This is a genomic window from Neisseria sp. HMSC070A01, from assembly GCF_001810165.1.
Lineage (GTDB): Bacteria > Pseudomonadota > Gammaproteobacteria > Burkholderiales > Neisseriaceae > Neisseria.
On sequence record NZ_KV800119.1, the window covers coordinates 247026 to 259311 of the forward strand.

At 45.2% G+C, this 12286-nt stretch carries 12 protein-coding genes; 2 read left to right on the plus strand and 10 right to left on the minus strand.

Annotated features, from left to right (window positions below; translation table 11 throughout):
- Nucleotides 1-49: 49 nt before the first annotated feature.
- The 7 genes from HMPREF2711_RS02410 to HMPREF2711_RS02440 all read right to left on the minus strand — a co-directional run bounded on the left by HMPREF2711_RS02410 (nucleotide 50) and on the right by HMPREF2711_RS02440 (nucleotide 4337).
- Complete coding sequence (locus tag HMPREF2711_RS02410; protein ID WP_003747315.1) at nucleotides 50-220, minus strand: rubredoxin; 171 nt, start codon at nucleotides 218-220, stop codon at nucleotides 50-52.
- An 84-nt stretch (nucleotides 221-304) separates the two neighbouring features.
- On the minus strand, nucleotides 305-1396 hold the full coding sequence (locus tag HMPREF2711_RS02415) for an acyl-CoA dehydrogenase family protein (protein WP_003747317.1): 1092 nt from the start codon (nucleotides 1394-1396) through the stop codon (nucleotides 305-307).
- A gap of 79 nt (nucleotides 1397-1475) precedes the next feature.
- Nucleotides 1476-2024 carry a carboxymuconolactone decarboxylase family protein gene (locus HMPREF2711_RS02420; RefSeq protein WP_003747319.1) on the minus strand — a complete coding sequence of 183 codons (549 nt, stop codon included), beginning with the start codon at nucleotides 2022-2024 and terminating at the stop codon, nucleotides 1476-1478.
- A 149-nt stretch (nucleotides 2025-2173) separates the two neighbouring features.
- Nucleotides 2174-2596 (minus strand): YidB family protein, encoded by a 423-nt coding sequence (locus tag HMPREF2711_RS02425; RefSeq protein ID WP_003747321.1) that lies wholly within the window; start codon nucleotides 2594-2596, stop codon nucleotides 2174-2176.
- Between the two features lie 169 nt (nucleotides 2597-2765).
- Nucleotides 2766-3221: a Holliday junction resolvase RuvX gene (ruvX, locus tag HMPREF2711_RS02430; protein ID WP_003747323.1), complete on the minus strand. Its 456-nt coding sequence runs from the start codon at nucleotides 3219-3221 to the stop codon at nucleotides 2766-2768.
- Nucleotides 3214-3762 (minus strand): YqgE/AlgH family protein, encoded by a 549-nt coding sequence (locus tag HMPREF2711_RS02435; RefSeq protein ID WP_003747325.1) that lies wholly within the window; start codon nucleotides 3760-3762, stop codon nucleotides 3214-3216. Before HMPREF2711_RS02435 ends, ruvX begins: the two co-directional genes overlap by 8 nt.
- Nucleotides 3763-3791: 29 nt before the next feature.
- Nucleotides 3792-4337: a CreA family protein gene (locus tag HMPREF2711_RS02440; protein ID WP_003747327.1), complete on the minus strand. Its 546-nt coding sequence runs from the start codon at nucleotides 4335-4337 to the stop codon at nucleotides 3792-3794.
- A gap of 173 nt (nucleotides 4338-4510) precedes the next feature.
- On the opposite strand from HMPREF2711_RS02440, the gene HMPREF2711_RS02445 reads away from it, so the two are divergent.
- Together HMPREF2711_RS02445 and HMPREF2711_RS02450 are read left to right on the plus strand one after the other, a co-directional pair.
- Nucleotides 4511-6430 (plus strand): murein hydrolase activator EnvC family protein, encoded by a 1920-nt coding sequence (locus HMPREF2711_RS02445; RefSeq protein ID WP_003747328.1) that lies wholly within the window; start codon nucleotides 4511-4513, stop codon nucleotides 6428-6430.
- A gap of 213 nt (nucleotides 6431-6643) precedes the next feature.
- Nucleotides 6644-8116, plus strand: a complete 1473-nt coding sequence (locus HMPREF2711_RS02450; RefSeq protein WP_003747331.1) for a S41 family peptidase — start codon at nucleotides 6644-6646, stop codon at nucleotides 8114-8116.
- Nucleotides 8117-8185: 69 nt separating this feature from the next.
- On the opposite strand, the gene HMPREF2711_RS02455 is transcribed toward HMPREF2711_RS02450, so the two are convergent.
- The 3 genes from HMPREF2711_RS02455 to HMPREF2711_RS02465 are packed head-to-tail and all read right to left on the minus strand — an operon-like array spanning nucleotide 8186 to nucleotide 12237.
- Nucleotides 8186-10075 (minus strand): Z1 domain-containing protein, encoded by a 1890-nt coding sequence (locus HMPREF2711_RS02455; protein ID WP_003747334.1) that lies wholly within the window; start codon nucleotides 10073-10075, stop codon nucleotides 8186-8188.
- Complete coding sequence (locus HMPREF2711_RS02460; RefSeq protein WP_003747335.1) at nucleotides 10076-11116, minus strand: restriction endonuclease PLD domain-containing protein; 1041 nt, start codon at nucleotides 11114-11116, stop codon at nucleotides 10076-10078.
- A complete protein-coding gene (locus tag HMPREF2711_RS02465) occupies nucleotides 11113-12237 on the minus strand; it encodes a DNA cytosine methyltransferase (RefSeq protein WP_003747338.1) in 1125 nt (374 codons plus the stop codon). The genes HMPREF2711_RS02460 and HMPREF2711_RS02465 overlap by 4 nt, the downstream gene beginning before the upstream one ends.
- Nucleotides 12238-12286: the final 49 nt, after the last annotated feature.

The window sequence follows — 12286 nt, forward strand, 5'->3', positions numbered from 1 at the left end:
AAGGCCGTCTGAAACTTCAGACGGCCTTTTTATTAAATAATCGGATAATTTATATGGTGAAGTCCAGAAGGTAGAAATCTTCTTTACCTACGCCGCATTCAGGGCATTTCCAGTCGTCGGGGATGTCTTCGAACTTGGTGCCTGCCGGCAGGCCGTGTTCGGGGTCACCGACATCTTCATCGTAAATCCAGCCGCAAGGGCCGCACATATATTGAGCCATTTGGTGTTCCTTCCATTTTTAAAGGCCGTCTGAAACCGTATTTTCAGACGGCCTTTCGTGTGTCTTATTGTTGATATTTTGAATTTATTGCGCTGCTTCCAAAGCGGCGATTTCTTTGCGCAGGTGTTTGATGGCCGGTGTTACGATGGCGACGAACATGGCCTCGCGGACGCGGCGTTGTGCCGGGCTGCGCATCAGATAGCCTTTCGCGCCTGCATGCAATGCGGCAGATTGAGTGGCGTTCAATGCCAATACGGCAGCCGCTTCACGCAGTTTCAAGGTTGCCAGCGTATCGGGTTTATTGTTCCACGCATCATCGGCAAGACGTTCTGTTTCCGCCCATGCGCCGTCCAAAGCGGCTTTCAATTCATCGTAGCTGTGGTCAAGGTATGAGTTTACTTCTGCGTTCACCACATTGGCCATGCGGATAATGCCGAGCGCACCGTCAATCACACCGGCGCCGATACCCATTTGCAGCAGAATGAAACCGGCTTTAATGGTCGGGATATAAGACTGGAACTGCTCAGGCGCAGCAATCACATCTTCATCGGGAATAAACACGTCTTTAAAATTCAGGCTGTAAGTGCGCGTGCCTTCCAAACCGCAGAACTCAGGACAGTTTTGCAGGGTAACGCCTTCCCATTGGCCGCCGGTGATAAACATCACATAGCTGTCGCCGATTTGGGCGGTATTTGCCCAAATGTGGTCTTCGCCGATATTGGATACCCAAGGCAAAGCGCCGTTGATTTTGTAGCCGCCTTCGACGCGCTCGGCTTGCAGGTTGTGTTTTTCGATACCGGCAAGGTGTTTGACGGTATTGGACATGCCCGTACCGGCCAAAACTTTGCCTTGCAGAATATCGGCCAAATATTTGTCTTTAACCGCTTGGTTGGGCGATTGGTGCAGATACCACGCGCAAGCCGCCTGACACCATGCGCTGAACGAAGTCGCGCCGCATTCTTTACCGATTTCGCGCAATACGGCGATTTGCGTTGCCAAACCCAAACCGTTACCGCCTTCTTCAACCGTACCGGTCGCGGCAAAACCGCCGATTTTGCCCAATTCCAGCATAAATTCTTTCGGGTACAGGCCTTTGCGGTCGATGTCGTCCACCAATGGTTTTAATTTGCTTTTAACGAGTTCGGCAACATTGTTCAGTAAAGCTTCGCGTGTCATTTTTTTCCTCTGGATATTTTGGCGATATTAAGTTCTTTTAAGAAAGGCCGTCTGAATTTTCAGACGGCCTTTGATGGGATTAGGCAAATGCCTGCAATTCAGGGTTGATTTCGGTTTTGGCAAGGTTGTTGACGTAGTTGCACAAGGTTGCCAAAGCAACGCCCATAACGACTTCAACGGCTTGCTGTTGGTTGTAACCGGCATCGAAGAAAGCTTTCAACTCGTCGTCGGATACCGCGCCTTTTTTCGCCATAACGGCTTGGGTGAATGTCGCCAAAGCACTCAGTTTGGCATCGTCAAACTCGCCTGCAGCCAACGCGCGCGCAGCTTTAATGGATTGTTCGGAAAGCAGTTTTTTCAAGGTTGCCAGTTTAGTGTGGCCGGCAACGCAGAAGCCGCATTCATTGGTGCGCGCGGCAATGATTTGAATAACTTCGACTTCGCCGGCAGTCAGGCTGTTGGCACCATTCATTTTGCCGACTTCTTGATAAAACGCCAAAGCCTCCGGCGCATTGGCCAAAACGCCGATCAGGTTAGGAATAAAGCCGTTGTTTTTCAATACGGCTTCAACGCGTGGTTTGGCGGCTTCCGGAGCGGTTTCGACTGTGTGTATGGTTAAACGTGACATCTTTATGACCTTTTTTGTAATAAAACGAAGTGGGCATGATAAGCCATTCGTTTTTGTTAGAAAAAGATTAATTGGTTATTTACCGTAAACCAAAAGTTATAAGGCCGTCCGAACGGATTCAGACGGCCTTATCATAACGATTCAACTCATTATTTTATAAAGTTTTTCAGTAGCATAGAAGCGATGTCGTCCAAGCCGAAGCCATCCGCATCTTGAGCTGTGCCGTTAGGCGTCGCTTTATCGACCAAGTCTGGCAACACTTTTGCCAACAAATCGCCTGCCTGGCCGGCATCCACGCCGAATTTTTGCGCGATTTGGTTTACGGTATCGCTGCCCAAGGCATTTTGCAGGTCGCTGCCGGATACAGGCAGGTTGCTGGATTGGTTGGACACCCAGCTGCTCAGGGCATCACCCAAACCGCCTTGTTGCAGTTGGTTGATCAGGTTGCCCACGCCGCCTTGCTGTTTAACCAAGTCCATCGCCATATCGGTCAGAGAACCTTGTGCGCCGTTTTCACTGTTGCCGCCCAACATTTGAGTAGCCGCATTCAAAAGATTGTCCATGAGTGCCATGACTTTTTCCTTGTGTGTGTTTATGTCTAAAAAAGAAAGCGGAGTGTAGCAAAATTTATGCCGGAAAAAATCAGGCTTAACCAAACTAAACCTCTTTTATCCCAAAGCCGTAACAAAACCAAGGCCGTCTGAAATCCGGTTTCAGACGGCCTCTATAATGAATCATGTGCTATTCTTCGCGGCCATTGAAATACTCGGCCGCTCCACCTTCAAAAAAGCCTTGCAAAATCGCCTGTGCCGCTACTTGGTCAAGCACGGATTTTTGTTTTCGGCCAAATACTTGGGCTTCAGCAAGCAGGCTTTCCGCGTATAGGGAAGACATCCTTTCGTCCACCCAATAAACCGGCAAATTAAAACGTCCGTGCAAACGGCGGCCAAACTTGCGGCTCAAACGGGTCAGCTCATGCTCCGTGCCATCGGTATGCGTCGGCAGGCCGACCACAAAATACTTGGGTTGCCATTCTTTGACCAACTTGGCAATGGCCTCGAATTTTTCATCGTTGCTGTTGCCGGTTACCGTCGCCAGCGGATGGCTCATACCCAGCTCTGCCTCGCCCTGCGCAACGCCGATGCGCGCTTCGCCGAAATCAAAGGCCAAAACCGTACCTTTTGGTGCATCAGGCATGGCCGACTCCTGAAACCAAGGCGTTCGGATTGACACCCAATTTTTCAAAAGCAGCGGCATAACGGAGTTCGTAAGGGACATCAAACAGAATATGTTCGTCCGCAGGGACAGTCAGCCAAACATTTTCTGCCAGCTCGCGCTCCAACTGCCCTTTGCCCCATTTCGAATAACCGATACTGATCAAAGCCTTGTCCACCGCACCTTCTTTAGACAGGTTTTCAATCACATCACGCGAAGAAGTCAGTGCCACGTTATCGGTTACCACCATGCTGTTTTGCCAGCTGCCGATCGGCGTATGCACAACATAGCCGCGCTCAATCTGAACCGGCCCGCCCATCATCACATTTTCATGTTGCAGGCGCAACGGGATATTGCGGTCGGCGGCGGCGAAAATCATGTCCATGGTAATCGGCGAAGGCTTGTTGATGATGATGCCCAGCGCACCTTCTTCATCGTGTTCGCACACATAAATGACCGTATCCGTAAAAAACGGATCGTCCATATGAGGCATGGCAATCAGGAAATGGTTGGCTAAATTCATATTCTTCTTAATCTATTAAGCTGATTTTATTATTTTTGGCCGTCGGAAATCGGCGCGTCCACCACGCAGGCGCCATAAACCGCACCGCCTGCCGGTACCGGCGTATCGGTTTTCGCATGGGCAAAACACGATACCGCGCTCAAAGAGTTTTTCGGCGAGCCTTGAACGATTTTATCGCTGTACACCAAATAAGCGAAAGACTTACGTTTCGGATCGTAGTAACGGATAATCTGCTGGCTCTTAAATGCCATGCTGGCGCTGCGTTTGAACACTTGTCGCGGTTTCAAAACTTCAGACTCGTTATAACGGATGACTTCCGCACTTTGCACGCAGGAAACCGATGCATCGCTGGCATCTTCTTCCAGATTGACCGTTTCTTTCAAACCGCCTTTTTTCGCGTATGAAATATAGCAGGCAACCCCCTGCACATCAGGATCATCAAAACCTTCCACTTCAATACGGTCGTTTTTACCCAACATATGAAACACCGTACTGGCGCGTCCGATTTTATCGGTATCGTTACCGCAAGCCGCCAAAATCATGGCGCCCAACACTACTAATAAATATTTTTTCATAATATCCTGTCAATGCAGACTGTCAATTTCCAGTTAGGCAGAATCATATCCGCCTACTCCATCATTACTATATAAGACCGTTCGTCCATATTGCAACCCAATATTATTTTCAGACGGCCTGACAGACAGTATAATCCGTCCTATTGTTCCTACTTTAATAGCAAGATCGAACCATGCGTTACAAACCCCTCATCCTCGCCCTGCTGCTCAGCTTCTCCCTGCCAACCCATGCTGCCAAAGACGCGCCGAAAGAAAAAGCGGCCGCCGTCAAAAAAGCTGCGCCCGTGAAAAAAGAGAAAGAAGCCGCCAAGGCGGATGTCAAAAAAGAAACCCCAAAAAAACAAGCCGTAAAAGAAAAAGAGGAAGACAAAAAAGCGGTTAAAGCCAAAGCCTCCAAAGAGAAGGAAACCGCCGACAAAAACGAACGCGCTTCAGCCAAAAACAAACCGGCTAAAGCCGCCGAAGCCTCGGCTGACAATAAAAAGGCCAACCGCAAAGCAGAAGAGCCTAAAGAAACAGCCAAAGACAAAAAAGCCGCAGCCGCAAAACCCGGCAAAGCCAAAGAACAAGACAAGAAACCTGTTGAAGATAAAAAAGACAGTAAAGCCAAAGAACCTGTAAAAAAAGCAGAACCTAAAGAAACCAAAACCAAAGAGCCTGCTAAAAAAGCGGCTGAGGATAAAAAAGACCGTCAATCCAAAGAACCAGTAAAAAAAGCAGCCGAAGACAAAAAGGCCGATACCAAAGAAACCAAAGCCAAAGAGCCTGCCAAAAAAGCTGTTGAAGATAAAAAAGACACTAAAAAAGACACCAAAGCTAAAGAGCAAAACAAAAAAGACGAGCCTAAAGCTGAGCCTAAAGCCGTCTCTTCAGCCGACAACGATTTCAAAGCAGCCGTAACTGCCGCCGCCAACGAAATGGAAAGCAAAAAATCCTTTGCCAAACGCAACGAGGGTTTCATTATCCATGTTAATGCCACGCTCAAACAGCTGCAACAAACACGCAACAACCTCTCTGGCATCAACCGCAAACAACGCGACGCTTGGGAAAAATTCCAAAAACTCAATGCTGATGCCAACCAGTTGAAAGCCGAAGTTTCCAACACGCGCGCCCAAATTTCGCGCTTTGTGTCCGGCAACTATAAAAACAGCCAGCCCAACGCAGTTGCCCTCTTCCTGAAAAATGCCGATGCGGGTCAAAAAACCCGCTTCCTGCGTTACACGCGTTATATCAACAACGCCAACAACCAAGTTATGAGAGACTTGGAAAAACAACAAAAAGAGCTGGCGGCGCAAGAGCAAAAAATCAACAATGAATTGGCTTACCTGAAAAAACTGCAAGCCAATATTCAAGCCTCGTTGCGTCAACAAGGCGTGACCAATACCACCGAACAAGCCGAAAGCCGCCGTCAAAACGCGACAATGGCCAAAGAAGCGCAAAAGAAAATCAACCACAGAGAAAACGAGCAGCGCCTCAACAATCTCTTGAAAGATTTGGAAAAACGCAAAGCCGAGCAACGCAAAGCCGAAGCCGAGGCGCGTAAAAAAGCCGCCGAAGCCCGTTTGGCCGCCGCCGAAAAAGCACGCAAAGAGCAGGCTGCTGCCCAGCAAAAAGCCGAAGCCGAACGCGCCGCCATGTCCACGCTGACTGACGAAGACATGAAACTGCAAGCCCCAAATACCCAAGGCTTGACCGTCAGCAACGCCAACAGCTTCAGCCGTATGCAAGGCCGTCTGAAAAAACCGGTCAACGGCACATTGGCAGGCCTGTTCGGTCAAGACCGCGGCGATGGCGAAGTTTGGAAAGGCGTGTTCTACAATACCGTTCCTTCTCCGGTCAGCAGCATTGCCTCAGGCACAGTTACTTTTGCCGGCGAGCTTGAAGGCTACGGCAAAGTAGTCGTCCTCGACCACGGCGACGGCTATGTCAGCATTTACTCCGGCCTGAGCGAAATTGACATCGCCCAAAACTACGCTGTCAATGCCGGCAGTAAAATCGGCACCAGCGGCACTTTGCCGTCAGGCGAAACCGGCCTTTACCTTGAAGTCCGCTACAACGGACAAGTCATGAATCCGCTTTCATGGATTAACTGATGCTTCAGACGGCCTGATTGAATTTCCCCTTCAGGCCGTCTGAATTTTCATCATAAACTACAATAAACACGATTTTCACGCCTGTTCAGCACATTAAACAACAAACTTTTACCTTAAACTTATTGTTCCGAGCGTTTAAATCACATAAAGTCAACGGGTTCAGAGAAAACAAAAACCACTTTGCTTACCGTACACAAAAAGAAAGTCAAACGAATGTCAACAAAATCCACTTTGAAAAAAGTTGCAATCTACACTCTCGGCGCATTTAGCGGCATCGCCCTCAGTCTGAGTGTACAAAGTTTTGCCGCCGAAAAAGACAAAAAAGACAACGAGGCCCTGCCCGTGCAAACCATCCGCACCATGGCAGAAGTGTACGGCCAAATCAAAGCCAACTATTACCAAGATAAACCCGATGCCGAGCTCTTTGAAGGCGCAATGAAAGGCATGGTGTCCGATCTCGATCCGCATTCCGAGTATATGGACAAAAAAGGCTATGCCGAAATGAAAGAGTCCACCAGCGGCGAATTCGGCGGCTTGGGCATGGAAATCGGACAAGAAGACGGCTTTGTCAAAGTCGTTGCCCCGATTGAAGATACTCCGGCAGAACGCGCCGGCGTGAAAAGCGGCGACTTTATCGTCAAAATCGACAATACCTCTACCCGCGGCCTGACCGTCAGCGAAGCCGTCAAAAAAATGCGCGGCAAACCGGGTACAAAAATCACCCTGACCCTTTCACGCAAAAATGCCGACAAACCCATCGTCGTCAACCTGACCCGCGCCATCATCAAAGTCAAAAGCGTGCGCCATCACCTGCTTGAAAAAGACTACGGCTACATCCGCGTCTCCCAATTCCAAGAGCGCACCGTTGCCGCGCTCAACGAAGCCGCACAAGCCCTTGTCAAAGAAAACAAAGGCCCGCTCAAAGGCATCATCCTCGACTTGCGCGACGACCCGGGCGGCCTGCTCAACGGCGCAGTCGGCGTATCCGCAGCCTTCCTGCAGCCCGACGTAACCGTTGTCAGCACCAAAGGCCGCAACAAAAAAGAAGGCATGGTTCTCAAAGCAACTGCCGAAGACTACATCACCACCAGCGGCAAAGACCCGTTGGCCGGATTGCCTGCCGAGCTGAAAACCATTCCTATGACCGTCCTGATTAATGCAGGCTCTGCCTCCGCTTCCGAAATCGTTGCCGGTGCATTGCAAGACCACAAACGCGCTGTCGTCGTCGGCACACAAAGTTTCGGCAAAGGCTCAGTGCAAACCCTGATTCCGCTTTCCGGCGGCAGCGCAGTCAAATTGACCACCGCCCTTTACTACACGCCGAACGACCGCTCGATTCAGGCGCAAGGCATTGTTCCTGACGTTGAAGTCAAAGACAAAGACCGCGCCTTTGAAAGCCGCGAAGCCGATTTGGTCGGCCATATCGGCAATCCGCTGGGCGGCCAAGACGTCAACAGCAACACTGAAACGCCTGCCAACGCCGAAACCAAAGCCGATAAAGACAAGTCTAAAAAAGACAAAGACGAAGACATCTCCAGCCGCCGCATTCCAAATCCGGCCAAAGATGATCAACTCCGCAAAGCCTTGGACTTAGTGAAAAATCCAGCCGAATGGCAAAAATCTTTAGGTTTGGCAGCAAAAAAACCTGCACCGAAAAAAGATGCAGATAAAGACAGCAAAAAATAAACCTGTTATTTCTCAATAAAAAAGGTCGTCTGAAAACGATATGATTGTTTTCAGACGACCTTTTCTATGTTATTTCACTCCCCAATACACCAGTCCCTTATATGGCAACTTAATGTTAGGCAACCAAAAATCTTCTCCCTGCCAACCTTTGTCTTTATTTCCTACTACTTGATAAAGTGTAAGGAATAAATCATTGGGATATTTTTCTCCTAATTTACGGTCGTCTTCCGAAAGCATTGTGCCAGTTGCTCGAGAAAGTTTACGTCCTGTTTTGATCAAAACGTAAGTTTTAAAACTTGGACGTTGTGCCTTTAATGCTTCTATACCAGCAATAAATTTTTCCTTATTCCAGTCATCTGGGACATAATGACCCAATTTATCTAGAACCAAGAATAAATCTTCTATATCTATTTGATATAAATCAGATTGAACTTCATCTTTCAAAATAGAAGGCAAAATCTTGTTAATCTCCGACAAATTATCCTCGTTTGGGTGAAGTGGAAAATAATTCACACCACCCACAATTTGATTGATACTGTCGAATTTCAATACATTTTTTCGAGTTGGATTGATATTTTTCGGATAAATAACCTGAATATTGCCGTCTGAATTTTTTGCCTGCTCAATAATCAGATTATTTGCTTGATTGAGTTGTACAAAGAAGTAATAGACATCAAACGGAATATAAAGCCGTAATAATGATTTATCACGGTCATATCCAAAAATACGCGAATGTTGCCAGAAAGTATCTGCATTCGGTTTTTTAGCAGTGCGACTATAATAAACCGTTTGTAGTTTTGGAATAGTTAAGCCTCGTCCAATCACATTCCCACCAATAATAATGTTAAAGCCTCTTTCTAAATCAAAATCTGATTCTGTCTGCGAGTTAACGACGAGAGTATAAATTTGCTTATTTTCTAAAAGTTCTGTTAGTTTTTCATAAATTTCCTCAAAATGATGAATATCAGGCTTAGTCTTTTGTAAATCCAAATAGTCTTCTTTAAAGTTGTCTGCAAGATTCTCCCCGCTATTAATCGCTTGTACCAAATCATTCAAAAAGGCTTGGATTTTTTGAGAGAAGGCTTGATGGTCTTGGATTTTATAACTTGGATGTAAAGCAAAATTACAATTGGTTTTACCGCATAAAGCAAACTCTGCACAAGTAAGCAGAAAACTGTGCAATGCCTGTTTTACCCCTTCGGCAATTTCACCACTCGCATCTTTCATATCGTCCAATTCACTGTCAATGAAGCGAACGATATAGCTTGGAGGATCAGAGAAGACAAAGTTGCCACCGATGTATTTTTCACCAGCTTCAAAGAAATGGATAAATTCAGGTTGCCAATCAGATTCTTCATGTTGCAATAAAAGCGATTGAGGCGTGGCGGTCAACTGAATAAATAAGCTTTGACAACAGGAATTCTTAATGTCATTTAGCAGTTTATTGATAGTACTGACATCTTTATCCGGCTTATCAGCATTAGTATTTAGGCTGGCTGCATCGGCTTCATCGTCCACAATAACCAAAGGATAGCCTTTCAGGCTACTTTGACTGGCAAACAAATTACGCCAACGTTTCAATACACGGGCATTCTTTTTAATCACGACCAATATGGGATTATTTGCCTTCATTACCTGCATAAAACTTCGGTCATCATTTTCAGACAACACAATAAAATTTTTCAGATTAGCTTCGGCGCGCTTGACTGTTTGTTCCTGTAAATCTACGCTGTCAGTAGTAAGATACAAAAAAACTTTGTGGTCGCCATCATCAGCCAACGCACTTAATACACCCAAAACCTGTGCCGTTTTGCCACTTTGAACATTGCCCAGCAATAAAACATTTTGAACAATTTTCGGTTCGGTTTGTGATAATTTCCCCATAAAACCATCAACGGTATTTTTAACAGAATCAGCTAATTCAGGCGGGGTCAATTGATTCAAGTAGGTTTGCAACATTTAGTTTTTCCCCTTAAATGAGAGCAGCCAAACATCAGGATTGTCGGTTGAACGGAACTCAAAATGATCGTTACCGTATTTATGTAGAGTCTCTTCTGTGACAGGTTCCCCTGTTCTTAAACAATCAGCCGCCTCTAAACGTCCTTTAACCCATTTACCAAATATGGTTTGATCACCTTTTGAACTGAAATTTTTACCATTTTGTCCTGTGGTATTACATTCAAATTTCCAACCATCATCCGTGATGACAGTAAACTCTTTTTGTTTTGGGTATCCTTCTGCACCTAAAAATTTTGTTGATACAATCAACTCTGCTTCATACCATGGCCTAGGTAAATAAAATCCACGTTTATTTTTACGGCCTTTGGCAAAAAATCGGTTTAAACTGCTTTCTGGGAAAGTTTTAACTGGTAAATCAAAGTGATAAGTCGATATTTGTGAAAAAAGTTGCTCAAGTATAGAATCATTTACTTTTTCAACTCCCAGACAATTCTCCAAATGAACATTATGTTCTTTAAAATCAGTTGGTTTTGCTACTTGATTAATAGCCACACCCAATTGCTGGATAACCTGATCTATATTTTTATGTAATTTAGATGCCGTCTGAACATCATTCAAATGAACCATTGTTTCATAGGTTCGCTCAGTATTATCCCAAAAGCAAGTAAGATTAGCAGAACCAATCAATCCATGAGTTTCATTCTGATTCTTAAACGAATACATTTTTCCATGAAATTTCACACGTGGAGAAACGTATACTGCCCCACGTTGCTTATCTTGCAAAAAATAATTTAATTCACAAAGACTGTTGTATTGAGGACGACTAAACCCTTCTAAATAATGCATACCAACCAATAATTTGATTTTCTGGTTATGTTCGCTATCTTCTAAAATTTTATGTAACTCTTTGACTGCATCATTAGAAACATAGCCTGTTGCCATTAAAATTTCATTGGCGGACATAAATAAATCCATCCAAACTTTATTTAATGGCTTATCTGTAATTCGTGCATTAGCAATATTAGAAAAAACAGTATTCATCGTTTTCCCCCTCGAATTTTGCTTAGTCGGTCATGAAATAAAACATCCTTCTCTGCTTTCAATTTCTTATGTAAATCTACTTTTTTATAGTTACCTGAAAAAATTGGTAAGAGGGTTCTTGCCAATTCAACCACGCCTTGAGGCGGTACCGCATTGCCAATCTGACGACGTACTTCCGTCGTTGAACCAACAAACTCAAAATCATCAGGAAAACTTTGAAGCCTTGCTCGTTCCCTATTAGTAAAAGCACGCGGTTCAGGGAAGTGATAGCCCCAAGTACCACCGCCACCCGCAGCAATAATTGTTGTAGAAGGTCTATCACGGTGCATTCGCCGATAAACAAGGCTTAACATACTTTTTACATATAAAGGATGTTCTTTAGGAATATCACTATAGTTTCCTCCCTCTGGGATTAGTTCTAAACGTTTACGGGTTTGCTCACTAATTTTCAACAATTCATTATTACTGGCATTCTTGGGAATATTAGATATCGCTTGACCAGCAGTTACATATGGTTTTAAGCCATTTTCGCCAGTTTCATTGTGCGTCGGTTCTGGATGATGAAAATCAAATCCTGTATCCAAACGTACTCCGACAATTAGCACACGTTCACGAAATTGAGGTACGCCAAATTCAGCAAAGTTATACAGCTTCGCCTGAACGTAATAACCGCAATTTTCAAAGTCGGTAATAATTTGCTGGATGGCTTTTTTCTTATTGGCAGTCAACAAACCTTTCACATTCTCAGCAACAAAAACTTTCGGTTTTTTTGCATTTACAAAACGTAAAAAGCTTTTATAAAGATTGCCGCGCTCACCCTCTAAGCCCGGCTGTTTCCAAATCATGGAAAAATCTTGACAAGGGAAGCCGCCTAAAATGATGTCGCAATCGGGAATAGTTGGATCATTCGGATCAATTTGTTCAATATCACCTTCTACGATGACATCGCCGATATTTTTACGGAAACTTTCGCAAGCCCAATGGGAAAAATCGTTCGCCCAAACAGTTTCATAACCAGCTTGGTGAAAACCCAAATCTAAACCTCCACATCCTGAAAATAGAGATAGAATTCTGGGTTTATTGTCAGACGAATTAAAATTTGAGATTTTTTTAGATGACATAGGATTTCACTCCTATGCATAGATTTGATAAAAAACCTTGAAGGGATTT